Source organism: Bacillus lumedeiriae (assembly GCF_044891285.1).
Classification (GTDB): Bacteria; Bacillota; Bacilli; order Bacillales; family Domibacillaceae; genus Pseudobacillus; species Pseudobacillus lumedeiriae.
Genome location: NZ_JAUIYO010000004.1, coordinates 183,711 through 201,867, shown reverse-complemented (window position 1 = coordinate 201,867; position 18,157 = coordinate 183,711). Strand labels below are relative to the sequence as shown.

Annotated in this window: 15 protein-coding genes; 10 read left to right on the top strand and 5 right to left on the bottom strand. The window is 40.2% G+C overall.

What is annotated here, in order from left to right; all coding sequences use genetic code 11:
* Positions 1 to 40: 40 nt before the first annotated feature.
* A complete protein-coding gene (locus tag QYG89_RS08540; protein ID WP_404316568.1) occupies positions 41 to 1,798 on the top strand; it encodes a sigma-54 interaction domain-containing protein in 1,758 nt (585 codons plus the stop codon).
* A gap of 379 nt (positions 1,799 to 2,177) precedes the next feature.
* On the opposite strand, the gene QYG89_RS08535 is transcribed toward QYG89_RS08540, so the two are convergent.
* Together QYG89_RS08535 and QYG89_RS08530 are read right to left on the bottom strand one after the other, a co-directional pair.
* Positions 2,178 to 2,372 carry a hypothetical protein gene (locus QYG89_RS08535; RefSeq protein ID WP_404316567.1) on the bottom strand — a complete coding sequence of 65 codons (195 nt, stop codon included), beginning with the start codon at positions 2,370 to 2,372 and terminating at the stop codon, positions 2,178 to 2,180.
* A gap of 765 nt (positions 2,373 to 3,137) precedes the next feature.
* Positions 3,138 to 3,560 (bottom strand): DUF1801 domain-containing protein, encoded by a 423-nt coding sequence (locus tag QYG89_RS08530; protein WP_404316566.1) that lies wholly within the window; start codon positions 3,558 to 3,560, stop codon positions 3,138 to 3,140.
* Positions 3,561 to 3,787: 227 nt separating this feature from the next.
* Between QYG89_RS08530 and QYG89_RS08525 the strand changes: the two genes are divergently transcribed.
* Complete coding sequence (locus QYG89_RS08525; RefSeq protein ID WP_404316565.1) at positions 3,788 to 4,459, top strand: GNAT family N-acetyltransferase; 672 nt, start codon at positions 3,788 to 3,790, stop codon at positions 4,457 to 4,459.
* Between the two features lie 83 nt (positions 4,460 to 4,542).
* Here the strand turns inward: QYG89_RS08525 and QYG89_RS08520 are convergent, their stop codons facing one another.
* Positions 4,543 to 5,676 (bottom strand): alpha-hydroxy-acid oxidizing protein, encoded by a 1,134-nt coding sequence (locus tag QYG89_RS08520; protein ID WP_404316564.1) that lies wholly within the window; start codon positions 5,674 to 5,676, stop codon positions 4,543 to 4,545.
* Between the two features lie 523 nt (positions 5,677 to 6,199).
* Here QYG89_RS08520 and katA point away from each other — a divergent pair.
* The 5 genes from katA to QYG89_RS08495 all read left to right on the top strand — a co-directional run bounded on the left by katA (position 6,200) and on the right by QYG89_RS08495 (position 10,890).
* Positions 6,200 to 7,654 (top strand): catalase KatA, encoded by a 1,455-nt coding sequence (gene katA, locus QYG89_RS08515; RefSeq protein ID WP_404316563.1) that lies wholly within the window; start codon positions 6,200 to 6,202, stop codon positions 7,652 to 7,654.
* A gap of 269 nt (positions 7,655 to 7,923) precedes the next feature.
* On the top strand, positions 7,924 to 8,076 hold the full coding sequence (locus QYG89_RS08510) for a hypothetical protein (protein WP_404316562.1): 153 nt from the start codon (positions 7,924 to 7,926) through the stop codon (positions 8,074 to 8,076).
* Positions 8,077 to 8,316: 240 nt separating this feature from the next.
* Positions 8,317 to 9,474: an XdhC family protein gene (locus tag QYG89_RS08505; RefSeq protein WP_404316561.1), complete on the top strand. Its 1,158-nt coding sequence runs from the start codon at positions 8,317 to 8,319 to the stop codon at positions 9,472 to 9,474.
* A gap of 41 nt (positions 9,475 to 9,515) precedes the next feature.
* Positions 9,516 to 10,133, top strand: coding sequence for a nucleotidyltransferase family protein (locus QYG89_RS08500; RefSeq protein WP_404316560.1), 618 nt, complete (start codon positions 9,516 to 9,518; stop codon positions 10,131 to 10,133).
* Positions 10,134 to 10,170: 37 nt separating this feature from the next.
* Positions 10,171 to 10,890, top strand: a complete 720-nt coding sequence (locus QYG89_RS08495; RefSeq protein ID WP_404316559.1) for a sulfite exporter TauE/SafE family protein — start codon at positions 10,171 to 10,173, stop codon at positions 10,888 to 10,890.
* Positions 10,891 to 10,894: 4 nt separating this feature from the next.
* On the opposite strand, the gene QYG89_RS08490 is transcribed toward QYG89_RS08495, so the two are convergent.
* The gene (locus tag QYG89_RS08490) at positions 10,895 to 12,349 is read right to left on the bottom strand and encodes a sigma-54 interaction domain-containing protein (protein WP_404316558.1); all 1,455 of its coding nucleotides are present in this window, start codon (positions 12,347 to 12,349) and stop codon (positions 10,895 to 10,897) included.
* Positions 12,350 to 12,559: 210 nt separating this feature from the next.
* On the opposite strand from QYG89_RS08490, the gene QYG89_RS08485 reads away from it, so the two are divergent.
* Together QYG89_RS08485 and QYG89_RS08480 are read left to right on the top strand one after the other, a co-directional pair.
* Positions 12,560 to 13,768: an iron-containing alcohol dehydrogenase gene (locus QYG89_RS08485; protein ID WP_404316557.1), complete on the top strand. Its 1,209-nt coding sequence runs from the start codon at positions 12,560 to 12,562 to the stop codon at positions 13,766 to 13,768.
* Between the two features lie 108 nt (positions 13,769 to 13,876).
* Positions 13,877 to 15,208, top strand: coding sequence for an MFS transporter (locus tag QYG89_RS08480; RefSeq protein ID WP_404316555.1), 1,332 nt, complete (start codon positions 13,877 to 13,879; stop codon positions 15,206 to 15,208).
* Positions 15,209 to 15,484: 276 nt separating this feature from the next.
* Here the strand turns inward: QYG89_RS08480 and pepT are convergent, their stop codons facing one another.
* A complete protein-coding gene (gene pepT / locus QYG89_RS08475; RefSeq protein WP_404316554.1) occupies positions 15,485 to 16,717 on the bottom strand; it encodes a peptidase T in 1,233 nt (410 codons plus the stop codon).
* A 258-nt stretch (positions 16,718 to 16,975) separates the two neighbouring features.
* Between pepT and QYG89_RS08470 the strand changes: the two genes are divergently transcribed.
* Positions 16,976 to 17,869, top strand: a complete 894-nt coding sequence (locus QYG89_RS08470) for a DMT family transporter (RefSeq protein ID WP_404316553.1) — start codon at positions 16,976 to 16,978, stop codon at positions 17,867 to 17,869.
* The last annotated feature ends 288 nt before the right edge of the window (positions 17,870 to 18,157 follow it).

Here is an 18,157-nt window from a genome sequence, read left to right as displayed (position 1 = left end):
CGATGGTATGATGAAGATATTAAGAAGTGGAGGTGCCGTAATGAGCAGGGAAAAGGATGAACAGAATTTATTACAGCAGGCACTGAAAAGTCTAAATGTAAATGTTCATGTATTTGAAGACAAGGGTTTATTGATGGAACCTTCTAATCATGAAAATACAGTCGTTACTCACTCAAGTACCTTTCGCATAGGGGAACGGGATCTTACCGCAAGGCTTGAGATGTCTAAAGATCAGGCATTATCTCTATTGAAACAATGCCGTGAGTATTCGGACATGGAACTAGATTTAAAAACCATTCTCGATCATTGCCGGGAAGTGATCTTCGTTTCTGATGCCAATGGCAAAGTGCTGAGGGTAAGTTCTTCATGGAAACACCTTTGGAATGCTGAGGGAAAAGATTTTTTTGAAAAAGGGGTTTTTCAAGTTGAGAAAGAAGGAGTGATTACTCCTTCGGCTACACGGTTAGTGACTGAAAAGAAAGAACAAGTACAAATTATTCAACAAACAGATACAGGAAGAACGCTGATGGTAACCGGTATTCCGATTAAAAATAGGGATGGTGACATTCGACGAATAATCAGCATATCGGAGGACATCACTGAAATCAGCTCATTGAAGCAACAATTAAATAGTGAAAAAGTGAAAAATGAGCGGCTGCATGCCCTTTTATATGATAACGATGATAACGCAGTTCCCTCACTTGTGTTTAACAGCAATACCATGGACAATGTATTGCTGACGGTGTTTAAAATTGCTGATGTGGACTCTACTGTTTTGATCACAGGTGAATCTGGTGTCGGAAAAGAAGTGATCGCTCATTATATTCACCAATGGAGTGATCGGGCAGCGGAGCCATTTATTAAGGTCAATTGTGGTTCGATTCCCGAAAACTTGCTTGAATCTGAACTATTTGGATATACCAAAGGGGCATTTACAGGTGCATTAAAAGAAGGAAAGAAAGGATTATTTGAAGCCGCCCATGGAGGCACCATCTTCTTAGATGAAATTGGAGAAATGCCTTTCTCCCTTCAAGTAAAATTGCTGCGGGTATTACAAGAACAGGAAGTGACAAGAATTGGTGAAACAAAGCCAATCAAAATTAATGTACGTGTCATTGCAGCAACAAACCGCAATCTTCCGGAAGAAGTAAAACAAAGGAATTTTCGTGAGGATTTATATTATCGGCTGAATGTCGTGCCTATTCATATCCCGCCTTTGAGGGAGAGACGTGAAGATTTGTTGCCGCTCATTTTGCACTTTACCGAAGAGTTTAATAGGAAGTTCTCTAAAACAAAGGTGTTTTCCCAGGAGGCGATTAAACACTTTTACTCTTATAATTGGCCGGGAAATATACGTGAGCTGCGTAATATGATTGAACGGCTTATTGTGATGACAGACGCTGATTATTTGGAACCTTCTCATTTACATCCCTTTTTACATTCCGAATCTAAGGAGCCTCCAGTGAAATACCTCTTGGAAATCAAGGAAACGCCTTCAACCTCTTTAGCAGCAGATGAGCTGGCTTTCTCAGTATTAGCTGATCTAGCCCGTCATTACCGCAGACTTGGCATTACCCATGGGGAATGGGGGCTTATTTGTGCGGTTTTTACATATGAAGCGGCGGGATGGACCTTTTATGTGTTAGAGGAAGAACTAGCTGAACATTTAGAGTGTGGGACTCGTCAAATTCGTAAATGGCTGTATTCTTTAAGAAAAAAAGAAATGCTGATTGTTGAACGTTCGTGGAAGAAAACAGGCTATAATTTTAAGCCTTTAATAGAATTGGTGCAAAGTTAAGAAAGACATCAAATGTAATGGATGGGGTAATGATGAAATTAGATTTGTAGGTATACATAGCTTTGTAATTGGTAAAAATAATAGATGTTGTAAGTCATTATGATACCTCTCCCCTTTATTTTGCGCGCTTGTTATCAAGCGTGTTTTTTTAATTAAGGAAGATTTAATAGACGAAACAATAAATCATTAAAAATGATTCATTTAATGGGTGGAATGTTAATTAAGAAGAATTTTTGAATTTGGCAGGAAAAGAGGCAGGGGAATTCTCTCGTGAATGATCACCTAATGGGCGAGAAATCCCCCCACCTAAAAGGTGAGGGGGATTTTCCCCAAGATCGTCTTTAAGAATGGTTATCATGAATTCTCGCTTGCTGCCCTATTAGCTGCATCCACAGCTCTGCATATCATCGGACCGCAATACTTTGATGCTTAAGATTTTGCTAGTTCCGCACTCGCAAGCCACTCTCAAATGTGGAAGAACTTGTCCTTCCTCTGTTGCAGCTGAATAAGCAAATTCTATAACGGTCCATCTTCCAAATTTCTTTCCTGGAAATACCCCTGTTTTTTCCTCCAACACTCCCACCTCCTATTTTCTCTACAATAACAAATTTTGATAGGGTTCGTCACTATATTTAATAGAAAAATTAGAATATTCAGTATAATTTTCTCTCGTTCTGTTGAATGATTATATGATTCTGGCATTGAATGACAAACAGCCGAAGCTATTTCTAGAAAAAACGAGTGAAGAAAAAACTTTATCTCTGCTGTTTTATCAAGAGTAGAATTGAGAAGTCATTACATATCGTGGAATGTCACTTTCTTTTCATTTATTGTGAACAGAAGTTCAATTAAATCAGCTGTCCTTGCCTTCTACGCCCCATTCCCGAAGTTAGCGGCTTTATTCAGAGAAGAAGAGCGAGATTCAATTTATTATCGGGTATCTATGAAGCGATAAATTAATTGAAACTTTTTCACTTTTTAATCGTTAATAATACTAAAATAGAATGTACTATATAAGGGGGGCTGTATAATGCATAAAAGGAAATATTTTATTCTTATGCCACCATTTCTTTTGCTATTTATTGTGTTAATTTTTTATCTTCCAACTGATAGAATCAGCTATATATTTCTATTACCTATTGTATTGTGGATCACTTATTACAGTTGGATTTATGTGGAGAAACAAAAACAAAATAAGTAACCTTATTAATAATCCTTAACAAATATCAATTTGCTGCTTATTGAAAAAAGAAAGGAAAAGGGGGAAAGAAACCGCTCTGATCGTTTCCGTCAAAGCTTTCCACACGGCCTCTCAGCTATCTTCCTTCTTTATACTCCTTTAATGACGAGGATAGGTTTCTTTTAAAAATGTCACAGATTGGTTAATTAATGCCTTTAAAATATCAACATCAATATCCGCTAGTTTATTAATGTATACGCATGCTTTTCCTGCAGTATGTTTTCCGAAGTCTTTTAGCAATTCCTCCCGCTTTGTGTCACCGGTTGCAAAATACAAGCTTATTTTCGCTTTTCGAGGTGAAAAGCCGACGAACGGAGCATCTCCTTCATGACCCGATTTATATTTATAATGATATGAGCCGAATCCGATAATACTTGGTCCCCACATCTTTGCTTCATAACCTGTTGTTTCAGTGAAAAGATCCAATAGTTTATATGCATCTTCACGTTTTTTAGGGTTCTCAACGTTTTCAATAAATTCAATCACACTGTTATCCGTTTCTTTTGTTTTTAGTTCATACATATGAGAATCTCTCCTTATTATTTATTATTCTTTTAAAAAGAGTGACACAGGTAATCGTTTAATCACATCGTATCTAAAGGAGTATGACAAGCACAAATGTTTCGTATCAACTGATGAATTCAAGATAAAAAAAGCCACTGAAATTTTATACAAGAATGGGTTGGGCGATGGTATGATATAAAACAAGGTGGAAGAAAGAAATTTTTGATGAAAAGGGGAAGTTTAAAATGGAATATGTACAAATTAAAAGCATTAACGATCCGCTATTTGCTAAGCTTCACAAGCTGATGCAGGAAGTATTTCCTCCGGAGGAAGTGCTCGAATATGATTTATGGGCGGAACCGCTGCAAGACCCAACGATCCGTGTGTTTGTCGCTGTACATAATGATGAAGTAGCAGGAGTAACGGAGTATCGCTACAACACAGAGCTGCAAGTAGCGATGACGGACTTTACGATTATTATGAAGGAAGGACTTGGTGTTGGTCCGTTCCTAGCTAATAACAGACATGAAGATTTAATGAATTTGGCAAAGGAAAACGATCTTCAGTTACGAGGCATGTTTGCGGAAATTTATGATCCATACCGTGCGCAAGAGCATTCATTTGGCGGCATTAAAGTAATGGATCCATTTGTCCGCCGTGAAGTATTATCGCATCTTGGCTACAAACGTCTTGATTTTCCTTATGTTCATCCAGCATGGACAAATGAAGGAGAAGCGGTGAAGGAACTAGATTTGTGTTTCTTGCCTTACGAAGAAAATCTTCATTCCTTAAAAGCAAACTTTATCAGCCAATTTATCCAAACTTATTATGAAGTTTTGTCTAATAAGCCGCAAGAGTGGCATGATATGATCGCTTATCTTGATAAGCAAGAAGAGATCGAATTAGCCCCTCTATAAAGAGAAAAAATAACGAAAAGAAGCTATCTAACAGTCTATGATTCTCCGACTTTTAGAATAGCTTCTTTTTTCAGTCACTTGTACTAGTCTCTTACCATCTTGAGCCTGCCCATTTGTGATAGATCAGGAATACCAGAGAGGGCAAGAGTCAGTTCTGTTTCTTGGAAAAGTCGTTCAAGCACTTTTTCTACACCTTGCTGTCCGTTTGATGCTAAGCCATAAAGAAATGGACGGCCAATGAGAACGGAGTCAGCGCCTAATGCTAAAGCTTTAACGGCATCAGTACCGCGTCGAATGCCGCTGTCTAACAGAATAGGCATTCTTTTTTGAACGGCTTCTGCGATGGCAGGAAGGGCGTCGATAGTAGCAATTGTTCCATCAAGCTGCCGCCCGCCGTGATTGGAAACGATGATGCCGTCTACACCGTATTCTAAAGCGGTTAATGCATCTTCCGGATGTAAAATGCCTTTTAGTAAAACGGGCAATTTCGTTTTCTCTTTAAGTTTGGCAATATGCTTCCAATGAAGAGCCGGCGTATACATGTTTTCTAGAAGTGAGGCAACAATTGATGCCTCGTCATGATTTGGAAGGGCCTTCATGAATACAGGATCATTTATATAATTGGCTTTACCGAGGCCTTTAGAAATTGGCGAGAATTGATTGCGAATATCTCCTTCACGAAATCCAGGCATAATGGTATCAACAGTAACGACAATGGCCTCATAACCGGCTTTTTCTGCTCTTTCTACCATGCTGAAAGAAATGTCTTCATTGCTAGACCAATATAGCTGAAACCATTTAGAGCCATCTGGAGCTGCTGCAGCTACTTCTTCGATCGAATGGCTGGCTACTGTACTTAATATGAAAGGAATATTCATTGCGGCTGCGGCTCTAGCTGTAGCGAGTTCACCTTCAGGATGGGCCAGTTTTTGTACACCGACAGGAGCGATCAGAAACGGATGTCCATATGTACGGCCAAATAAAGTGACGCTTAAATCCATATCGGATACGTTGCTCAACATTCGCGGAACGATCGCCCATTTTCCAAAAGCTTCTACATTTCTCCGGGCTGTTTCCTCTCTTCCAGCACTAGATCTGGCATAGCTATAACCGCCTTCCTGCATCAGGCTGGATGCTTTTTTCTCCCATTCTTCAAATGAAAGCGGGAAGTCTGTTGATTGCCCTTTTATGGACACGTTTTGATGATTACTACTCATGTTTAATCCCTCACTTTAACAGATATACAAATATGGAATATTGAAACTTTCAAAGAAATAAAATGGTCAATATGCTTGTACTTTTATCTATTATGTCATGTTTTATAGAGATAGAAAAGTGAAGGAGTGTGAATAGTCAAATATTTTTGTCTATAGCAATAGATTGCCCATTTGCATGAATGGGGTATAAGTACTTGGTACTTCTCTCTCAGTTATTTATCGTAATGATCGACTAAATGAGAAAGTGACGTACAAGTTATAGTCGTTTTCATCGATTGAGTGAAAGTGGATCGGAGAAAGCATTTACTTTAACTCAATCTGTTTGTTCAGCTTTAACTATATATAGCTTGATTAAATGCTACTTAATTGTCGGTCTGAAGAAAAGTGAACGATGTATGGAAATAGGGGAAGGGTAAATAACAATAGTAAATATTTATTTATAATTATTATAAATAAATATTTACTTTTATTTAATTTATGTTATTATGAGGTTATTAGTAAAACAAACGATGGGGTGATAGTTTTGACGAACAAAAAACGCTTAACGACGAGCTGGGGTGCTCCTGTAGGAGATAATCAAAATTCGCAGACGGCTGGCCAGCGCGGTCCTACTTTGATTCAAGATGTTCATTTGCTTGAAAAGCTTGCTCACTTTAACCGCGAGCGTGTGCCAGAACGGGTTGTTCACGCAAAAGGAGCAGGTGCCCACGGTTATTTTGAAGTAACGAATGATCTGGCCAAATATACGAAAGCGGCCTTTCTATCAAAAGTTGGCAAGCGTACGCCGTTGTTTGTTCGTTTCTCAACTGTTGCCGGGGAACTTGGTTCAGCAGATACGGTACGTGATCCGCGTGGATTTGCGGTGAAGTTTTATACAGAAGAAGGGAACTATGATTTGGTCGGTAATAATACACCTGTCTTCTTTATCCGCGATGCAATCAAATTTCCTGATTTTATCCATACGCAGAAGCGTGATCCGCAGACACACTTGAAAAACCCGACTGCTGTTTGGGACTTCTGGTCCTTATCGCCTGAATCGCTTCATCAAGTAACGATCTTAATGTCAGACCGGGGCATTCCGGCGACACTCCGCCATATGCATGGATTTGGCAGCCATACATTCAAATGGGTAAATGAGAATGGGAAAGGTGTCTGGGTGAAATACCACTTTAAAACAGAGCAGGGCATTAAAAACATGGACGTAGGTTTGGCTGCAAAGTTGGCAGGTGAACATCCGGATTACCATACTGAAGATTTGTTTAACGCCATTGAAAATGGAGATTTTCCAGCTTGGAAACTATACGTTCAAATCATGCCGATAGAAGAAGCAGATACGTATCGCTGGGACCCATTTGATGTAACGAAAGTGTGGTCACAAAAGGATTATCCGCTCATTGAAGTAGGCAGGATGGTGCTGAACCGCAACCCTGAAAACTATTTTGCAGAAGTAGAGCAGGCAACATTTTCTCCAGGAAATTTTGTGCCGGGCATTGAAGCATCGCCGGATAAAATGCTGCAAGGCCGATTGTTCGCATACTCTGACGCACACCGTTACCGCGTAGGCGCCAATCATAATCAACTGCCGATTAATCGTCCGAAAGCAGAAGTGAATAACTATCAGCGTGATGGACAAATGCGCTTTGATAACAATGGCGGCAAAGCGGTTTATTATGAGCCCAATAGCTTTAGCGGACCAAAGGAAATGCCGTCAGCGAATGTCACGCCATTTAATGTAGCGGGGCAGGCAGGAAACTATAATTACCATCATGACGATCATTACACGCAAGCAGGCGACCTTTATCGTTTAATGAGTGAGGAGGAGCGCGAACGTCTTGCAGCCAATATTGTGAATGCGATGAAACCAGTTGCAAAAGAGGAGATCAAGCTGCGTCAGATCCGCCACTTTTATAAAGCGGACCCGGAATACGGAACACGTGTAGCAAAAGGGCTCGGTCTTACTGTGCCACAGAATGTATAAGCATTTGAGATAAGTCTTATTGAAACTTTGAATAAGTGAGTAATGTGCAGATAAAGTTTATTTTGGGGACGATCAGGCTGGTTGACGCTATTTGTCAACGGCCTGACAGCCGCCTATTTTTGAAAGTAATACGATTTAATTATTTGAATTATCTGAAAATATGATATAATAAACATACTACACCAATTTCAGTTTATCAATGTTTTTGTAGGCAGTTAACGTTCAGACCGCAGCCAAATTCTATTTTATATTTAAAGGGAGTGGAAAATATGGAAAGAAGAATTAATGATCAAGTAGTAGTTAAAAAAATGAATGAGCATTTTTGCCTTGTAAGAGAAGGGAAAGGCGATACAAATGATGTTGAACTATGTTTCTATTCTCTAGTGGACGCCCTATCTTATGCTTCAGAACGTAACTACTAAAGTTGATAAAGAAATAAGGGCTGTTTTAAAAAGGAGGGACTGACACTTCGAATCTTGAGTCGGTCTCTCCTTTTTGTGTGAGTAGAAATAGTGAATAAAATGACCCTGAAGATTTCTGCGACAGCGATTGTTTATACAGAATTGGCATTAAACTGCCTTCATCTTTAATAAAGATAGTAAAAAAGAGACTAGTTCTTTAATGAACATAAGTTTCTGCTGACTATTTTGGGGGTGGAAGAGATGCTGGAAAATACTTTAGTGATGGAAGAGATCTGGAGAAATAAGAAAGCAGGAAGAAGGGCAGCTGTGGCGACAGTTGTTCGCGTGTTTGGTTCCGCTTATCGTAAAGAAGGAGCAAAGATGCTGGTTGATGAGAGCGGAAAGGTAACAGGGACGATTTCAGGCGGATGCCTAGAAGCAGATGTTGCAGAATCAGCAAAGAAAGTGATTGAATCAGGCATTCCAATTTTAAAAATGTATGCACTAGATGAAGATGTTGTCTGGGGACTTGGTCTCGGCTGTCCTGGGACGATCGAAGTTTACATTGAATTGGTGTCCGATGAACAATGTAATCAACAAAGAAAAGGAACAATAAAAATGTCCCATCACCGAGCTTTTGATGCATGGCTTGAGTGTATAAAGAAAGAGAAAGAAGGGGCGCTGGCAACTGTTTTACAAACAAAAGGAAGCAGACAAGCGGGCCGCCTATTTATTCCTAAAAAGGGCCATCCTATTGGAACATTAGGTGATTCGGTAGTAGACTCGCAAGTTTGTCACATGGTGGATCGAAAGTTAAGCGAGTCCAATCCAAAGCCGGAAACAATTGTGTTTAAAGGGGCTCAGAAAGAGGAAGTCAGCGTATTGATCGATGTGTCTATTCCACCGGCCGCGCTGATGATTTTTGGGGCAGGGCATGATGCCATTCCCGTTGCTAAATATGGAGTATCATTAGGTTTCAAAGCGATTATTGTCGACCCGAGATTGGCTTACAACAGTGAAGAAAGGTTTCCTGGAGCGATGAGAGTGCTGGCTGAAACAGATCAGTTTGCCAAAAATCTTCACATTGATAGACGGACGTATATTGTAGTGATGAATCATCATTTGGAGCGGGACCAGGAAACATTAAAATTTGTATTGCCATCACAAGCTCCATACATAGGAGTACTTGGACCGCTCTCCCGTCGTATTCGCATGATGAATGCAATTGAAAAGGAAGGAATCGTTTTTAGGAATCATCAGTTAAAGCGGATGTATAGTCCGATCGGACTCGATATTGGTGCAGTCACATCTGAAGAAATTGCTGTTAGTATTTTAGCAGAAATAGTTGCGGTGAAAAATGGTCATACGGGCGGGTTTTTGCAAAATTCCGAGCACATTCACCAGGCAGCTAAGTTTTAACACACTGATGATAGAATACGGGCTAGAAAGGGAAAGAAAACATGGACGTATACGCTATGATTCTTGCGGCTGGCACCTCTTCTAGAATGGGACAGCCAAAGCAGCTGCTTCCGCTCGGTGAATATTTTATTTTAGAGCATGTAATCCATCGGGTATTAGAAGGACCGTTCACTAAAGTTGCTGCTGTGATCGGGCACGAAGCAGCTGCTATTCAAGAAAGTATTCACATTGAAGATCGGCGGTTTCAATGGATTATCAACAAAAATTATCACTTGGGGAAAAGTTCATCCTTGATATGTGGACTAGAGAGTTTTATATCAACAGGTTCAAACGTGATGGTCTTCCTCGGTGATCTTCCTTTTATTTCCGATGAGACGGTACATACGCTTTATGAAAGCGGGATGGAACTGTTTAGTGAATGCGGTGAACCTTTTATTGTCCGCCCTGTATATAAAGAGGTACCCGGGCATCCCGTCTTTTTTGGTCAAGTGAACAAAGGTTTATTTGATGACTTAGGCGGCGATCAAGGGGCTAAGGCTATTATTGAACGCTTCACCTGCAGAAAGCATCTTATAGTGGAAGATGAAGGGGTTTTATTGGATGTTGATACCCCGGAAGCTTATAAAGAGGCAAAAAAAAGAAATAGAAAATATGGATGAGATTATTAAAAAACTAAACAAGCGTGGAGGTGGTTAATTGGGATCATTTATTTTATTCGCCTTGATTATTCTATTTGCGTCTTTTTTACAGACGAGTACAGGTTTTGGTTTTTCGATTATGGCGACACCTTTTTTGCTGTTATTATTCGAGCCCAGAGAAGCCATCCAACTGAATTTGATTCTCTCGTTCGTCATTTCCTGTGTACTTATTCGCAAAATAAAAAAAGATATGGATGTTACGTTAGTGAAAAGACTTATAGTCGGAAGTGCGGCTGGTCTGCCAATAGGAATCGTTATTTTTCTGGTAGCAGATATTAATAAGCTAAAGATTGGCGTCAGTGTGATTGTTTTAGTATTAACACTCTTGTTAATACTTCAATTCCGTATCTCTCAAACGAAAGTAAGAGATTTGGTGACAGGCGGTTTGTCCGGCGTGCTGACAACGAGTATTGGCATGCCGGGACCGCCCGTCTTGCTGTATTTTTCCAGCATACATACCAGCAAAGAAAAACTGCGGGCGACGACTCTTGCTTTTTATTTATTCATTTATCCCGCAAGCTTGATCGTTCAGCTTTTATTTGCCGGTACGTCGAAAGGTATTTGGGTGTCAAGTGCTGTTGCTTTGCCCGTTGTTCTAGCCGGCTTGTTTTTGGGACAGCTGCTGTTCGCTCGGATCAATCAGCAAATGTTTCGTATTTTTTTATATGGTCTTTTAATTTTTACGGGTATTTATTTGTTGTTGGATAGCTGGAACTAAATCATTAGCTGTCTTTAGAACGATATGTAATATTGAGCCGTTTCATTCTACGGATTAAGTTCGCATGGTCAATATCGAGCAACTTAGCGGCGGAACGTATACTTTTGGAAGAATGGAGAGCGCTCAATATTTTCTGTGATTCAAATAAAGCTAATGCTTCTTTTAAATTAGGGTGATCATAAGCTGACATGATGGAATCGGGAATTTCCCTATCATGTTCAAAAGGTGAAGGTTCGTACCGGCCATGCTCTCTCATATGTTCCGGCAGATCATGTGGAGTGATAGTAGTCGATGTTGTAGAAACAACGAGAAATTCAATAATATTTTTTAACTCTCTAATATTTCCAGGCCATGGATAATGCGTTAAAATAGATAAAGTATCAGATGAAATATGTTTATCCAAATAGTATTTACGACATAGCTTTTGCAGGTAGTAGTCTATTAATGGAGGAATGTCGTCTGTTCTTTGTGATAGCGGCTGCATGGCTAAGTGGACAACATTAATGCGGTACCATAAATCTTCTCGAAACTGCTTGTGATAGACAAGTTCTCGTAAGTCTTGATTAGTAGAACAGATTAGTCGAAAAGAAAGTCGCTTTGGTTTAACATCGCCGACTCGAGTAATAGATTGATCTTGTAGGACACGCAGTAATTTCACCTGCATTGGTAAAGGAAGTTCACCGATTTCATCGAGTAAAATAGTACCTTTGTCGGCTTGTTCAAAGAGCCCTGGTTTGCCTTCTTTTCTAGCGCCTGTGAATGAGCCGCCGCTGAAGCCAAACAATTCAGATTCGAATAATTCCGGGGGAATGGCTGCGCAATTGACCTTGACGAAAGGTTGTTCTTTTTGCGGGCTGTGTTCATGAATAAAGCTAGCCAGGACTTCTTTGCCGGTTCCGGATGGCCCTGTGATGAGCACTGGTGTAGGAAAGGCAGCAATCTTTTTAGCTTGTTTGACTAGGCTTGTCATCTGTGGACTCTTAAAAACGACGGGAGAGTGTTCTTTATTTGTGGAGGACCTTGTGTTCTTTTGTTCTGCTCTTATTTGGTTTTGCAAATGGTTTAAATAAGTTAAATCCCGCACGCTTGTCACGACCATTTTCACTTTCCGATCTTCACTTTTTTCATTATCGAAGACGGGGGTAGCGGTTGCCACAAAGTATTTCCTTTTTTTTATCTTCTGCATAATTGTCGTTGTTTGTTTTGATTGTAAAGCCATATAAGCAGCAGAACGGTCAAAATACTCAACAAAGACTAGATCTTTAATGTTCTTTCCAACCACTTCATTCCGGGATATGCCGGTCATTTCTTCGTACGCTTTGTTTACTGCCAAGGTAACACCTTGATGATCTACTACATAAAGGCCGTCAGAGGAAAAATTAATGATTGTCCGCATTTGTTCATTCGTTTCTTCTAATTGTTTTACCTTTTCAATTAGTTCGTCTATCGTAGCATTCATACGACACTCTCCTTTTTTATGTAGTCATTTTATCACCACTATGGTATTAAAACGGCACCACTCTATATGAATACTTAACAAATATTCATATTGTTGTCAATATTCAGTCATTGGCATGGATCTTGTATTAAGTAATAGTAAGAGATCCTTTTCTGTGAGAAAAGCAGATAATGGATAACTACTAATTTATTACAAAAAGGAGAGATTCAGATGCCAGTACTTGATTTGCCAAGACATATTTTAGTGGAAAATGGAGCAGTAGAACGTTTAGATGAACTAGTAACAGCAAAGGGCGGAAGTAGAGTGTTTGTTATTATAGATTCTTTTTTAGCTCACCCGCCTGTTAATTTACATGAAAGAATAGCGGGGGTTCTTTTGAAAAAAGGGATGGAAAGTTCCTTTTTTAGTAACTATTCAGGCGAGCCAACAACAGAAAATGTAGAGGAAGCCGTCAGTCAATTACAAGCGTTTCAAGGAGACTGTGTCATTGGGATCGGGGGAGGAAGCGCTATTGATTTAGCGAAAGCAGTAGCTGTATTTGGAGGAAACGACGGCATAGGGTGGAGCGAGATTCCACAACTTTTACAGTTAAATCGTTTGCCGTTACTCGCAGTTCCTACAACAGCAGGCACGGGATCGGAAGCAACAAAAGTAATGGTGATTACAGACCCTGAAACGAATGTGAAAATGAATCCTGGTCACCCGCAATTAATACCAGATGCCGCTGTACTAGATCCTGAATTGACCCTCAGTCTTCCTCCTAATTTTACTGTGTATACTGGGTTGGATGCTTTGACTCATGCGATTGAAGGGTACGTATCCAATCGGGCTTCTGAAATGACTGATTTGTTCGCTCTTGAAGCAATCCGTAAAATAGGTCAATCTTTGTCCGGAGTGTACGAAAATGGAAAAGACAGCGATTTACGTAAAGAAATGATCCTGGCTAGCTGCTATGCAGGTATTGCGTTCTCGAATGCATCTACAAATCTAGCGCATGCAGCTGGAAGACCGCTTGGAGCACAATTTCATATTCCTCATGGATTAAGTGTTGCGCTGTTGCTTCCTTTTGTCATGAAGTTCGGATTAGAGTCTTGTAAAGAGCGTTATGCTGAAGTCGCTGTTGCTCTTGGAGAAGATGCGTCGCTCGACACGGAGAAATTGGCACAAAACGCTATCAAAATAATTGAAAATTATAATGAGGCTTTTGGAATTTGGAATGATGCAAAAAAATACATTCAGCCCCAACGGTTGATTGAAGCGATCCCAGTTCTTGTGGCCGATACTCTCTCGGGAAATGGGATTGCTACGAATAGAAAAGTGCCTGTTGAGCATGATGTAGCGCTCATTTATCAGATGTTGGCAGAAAAAGTTGCAGCAGCGGGCAGTACAAAGAATGAGAAAACACTGCTAAACAACTAGTCAATCATTTTATTGCTCATTACTGTTTGTAAGCGCTTGCTAAGTATCACTTGAACACGAGCCGTTGGTAATAATCTTGTTTGATTATAAAAATGAGGTGGGAAAACAATGAGCAAAGTAGAGGGAAAGATGCTGAGGCGTGTCGTTGGTGCCAGTTTAATAGGTTCTACAATTGAGTGGTATGACTTTTTCTTATACGGAGTCGTAGCAGGGATTGTATTTAATCATTTGTACTTTCCCGCAGATGATCCTTTTGTATCTACATTGTTAGCTTACGTTACTTTCGCCGTTGGTTTTGTTGCCCGTCCGATCGGAGGCATTATTTTTGGGCATTTTGGAGACAAGCTAGGCAGAAAAAGCATGCTTATTCTTACGTTATCGATCATGGGCGGCAGTACTGTGCTCATTGCATTTATTCCCACATATGAACAAATTGGTATATGGGCCCCGATCTGCCTTCTCTTCTTGCGGGTGATGCAGGGAATTGGTTTAGGAGGTGAGTGGGGGGGTGCCGTGCTTATGGCATATGAACATGCTCCTGCTGAAAGAAAAGGATTTTACGCAAGCTTTCCACAGATTGGTTTATCTATTGGTTTACTGCTTGCTTCTGGAGTAGTTGGACTCCTTTCCTTCTCTTTATCAGAAGGGCAATTCATGGCATGGGGCTGGCGTCTCGCGTTTGCTTTAAGTGCCGCTCTCATTTTTTTAGGCATGTGGATTCGATTAAATGTATCCGAATCGCCAGAGTTTGCAGAGGTAAAAGGTACAGAAAAGGAATCGAAAATGCCGATCAAAGAAATGTGGCACAATAACACAAGTAATGTGATCGCGGGGATGGGCGCAAGATATATTGACGGCGTGTTCTTCAATGTAATGGGAGTATTTTCGATTACGTATTTGACAAGCACGCTGCAAATTTCCCGGACAGATGCTTTAATAGGGGTTTCACTCGCAGCCTTCGTCATGTGTTTCTTTATTCCATTGTTTGGCCATGTCTCCGACCGTATCGGAAGAACCCGCACATATTGGATTGGAAGCCTAGTGACAGGTCTTTCCGCATTACCGGCATTTTGGATCATGTCCCAAAGCGGTGGCAATGTCACAATGATTTGGCTATCTATTATCATTCCATTTGGTATTTTTTACGCAGCCGTTTATGGTCCTGAAGCCGCGTTGTTTGCAGAATTATTTGATGCGAGAGTCAGGTATACCGGTATGTCTTTTGTCTATCAGTTTTCCGGCATCTTTGCTGGTGGACTCACACCCATTATTGCAACCACCTTACTTAACTACAATAATGGCAGCCCGCTTTTATTAACACTTTACGTTGTGTTTGCAGGAGTCGTCAGTGCCATTTCAGTTAGATGGATCAATATTCGCCAGACTGACTCAGTTCAAGGAGAAAACAGTAAGGGAGACATTAAATCAATAGGAAGTTAATGAGTGGCAGTTAGAGCCATTGATCCCGCCAAATGCAGAATGCAAGGAAAAGGGGCGGTTCTACAAGTGGATTTTTCTTACTGTAGGACGGCCCCAAAGATCGTTGAAAAGCGCCTGATTGCTTCATTACTCATAAATTCTCTAGTTCACCCGCTCCTCCTCAAGCTTTGTAACCCTCTTTAATTAGTCAAAAGGTGTCTAAAATCATCTTTGCTGTATAGGAACTGATTTCAGCTGACTGATTTTCATGCAAAGCTAAGTATAGCCTTCGATCCATCAAGCTTTTTCTTCAAATAACTTAACGATTTCCACAATGACATTTACTGCTTTCTCCATGTTATCGACAGAAATATATTCAAAGCGGCCGTGGAAATTTTCTCCGCCTGTAAAAATGTTAGGTGTCGGTAGACCCATATAGGAAAGCTGAGAGCCGTCTGTGCCGCCGCGGATTGGTTCAACGATCGGTTCGATGCCTAAGTTTTTCATAGCCTCGTAAGCGATCTCAACGACTTCTTTCACTGGTTCAATTTTCTCTCTCATATTGTAGTATTGATCGTTCATTTCCAGGGAAATTCGATTTTGACCATATTTATCCTGTAAATCTTTCACGATGCTGCTAAATGTTTGTTTTCGTGTTTGGAACTGGTCTTTGTCATGGTCGCGGATAATGTATTGCATCTCTGTTTTTTCTACGTCGCCGCTGATCGCAATAAGATGATAGAAGCCTTCATAGCCTTCCGTGTATTCAGGTGCTTCATCGGCCGGCAGCGTTCCGTGTAATTCCATAGCAATCTTCGCTGAGTGGACCATTTTTCCTTTGGCTGAACCGGGATGTACATTTTTGCCGTAAACAGTGACTTTAGCGCCGGCTGCATTAAAGCTTTCATATTGAAGTTCTCCGAGCGGTCCGCCATCTATTGTGTAAGCAAATGCAGCGTTAAATGCATCAACATCAAATTTATGAGGGCCTCTTCCTATTTCTTCATCGGGTGTGAAGGCCACACGGATCTTTCCATGTTTGATTTCCGGGTGTTTAATTAAGTAGGACATTGCGGTCATAATCTCAGCGATCCCGGCTTTGTTGTCTGCCCCAAGTAATGTTGTGCCGTCCGTTGTAATGAGTGTGTGTCCGTGGTATTGAGGAAGCTCGGGGAAATCTGCTGGTGATAAAATAATGGATTGTGCTTCGCTCAGTACGATGTCTTTGCCGTCGTAACTTTCCACTACTTGTGGATTTACATTAGCCCCTGTAAAGTCCGTTGCAGTGTCCACGTGTGCTAAAAAGCCAATCACCGGCACGTTCTTGTCTGTATTAGCCGGTAAAGTAGCCATGAGGTAGCCATTTTCATCTACCGTTACTTCCTTCATTCCAATTTCATTTAGCTCTGCCTCCAGCATGCGCAATAGTGTCCATTGCCCGGGAGTAGAAGGAGTTGTGGAACTGTTTTCATCTGATTGCGTGTCCACTTTTACATAGGATGTAAATCTGTTAATGATTTCTTTTTTCATCTACATTCATCTCCTTTATATATGTACTGAATTAATTTTAACACAAGCTATTCCAAACATTAGTATGGCTCTGCTCCCTATTGCCGGAGCTGGCAGGGGGCATTCTTTTATCCATCCTGTTTGTGTTTGTATTTATAACATTTGGAAAATGTCGTGTAAATAAGCCTGCCTTCATAACTAAACAAAAATGTATACAGAGCATACGGCTAAGTTTAAAATAGGACAGTTAGCTTTTTTGATATAGAGAAGGTGATATATATGTTAAGAGCTTATACGTGGCTAACTTTTTGTGTAGTAGTATGGGGAAGCAACTTTGTCTTTGGAAAGCTTTTAGTTCAAGCTTTTTCCCCAACCCTGTTAACGACGTTGAGGCTTTTATTTATTGTGCTATTTTTAGTTGGATTATCCTCTTACAAAAAACATGTTAAAAGAGTAAATAAAGCAGATTTACTCACCATTGTTTCCTTGGGGATTATTGGCGTATTCATCAATCAGTGGTCTTTTTTTGTAGGATTACAAACAGCTGATCCAACTACCTCGGCATTAATATTAGCAACAACCCCTATTTTAACAAGCTTTTTAGCAGCTGTTTTTCTAAAAGAAAAATTAACCCTTCGTATGCTGACAGGGTCTTTTGTGGCGATTATAGGTATTTACTTCGTTGTAACGAAAGGGAGTTTATCATCTGTACACATGGATAAAGGTCTTATATGGATCGTCATAACGATGATCACATTTGCCATTATGATCATTATCACAAGAGTACTTTCCCAAAGGATAGATCCGATGACCATTACTTTATATTCGAATATAACAGGCTTTATTGTATCAATCCCGTTTGCTTTTTTACTGGATACACCTTTACGAATAAGCTTTGAAATGTCTGATTGGGCTCTTCTGATCAGCACTGCTGTGGTGGTACACGGCATCGTCACGCTGATTTGGAATCATAACATTCGACACGTCGATGCTTCTAAGGCTTCTATTTTATCTAACTTGGAGCCTTTTGTAGCGATGGTTATGGGATTGATATTGCTATACAAACCGATTACAGGTGTGGAATTGCTAGGGGCGCTGTTTATTGTGGGGGGCGTCGTACTATCTACATATCAGCGAAAAAAACAATATAAACAAGCAATATCTAGTAAGTGATAAGAATAAATTCATGCAGCTAAAGAGAGGGTGGATGACGTGCATTCATAGTTATAATTATATAGAAATGCCGGGAATGAATATTCATGAAAATTGGTTATTTTTTCTCATAGGAAAAGAAGGAGCATTTGGCCGTATCGAATATTCCTGCCTTCCTTCTTCCTTATATATGACAAGTGGTAAGTCTTTTAGCAGAATGCTTGAAAAGGTTCTCTAGTTAAACAGGCTTACCTTTTTTGCGTTTCTGTGACATTTGATTTATTTTTATCGGCTCTTTTTTTTTATGTG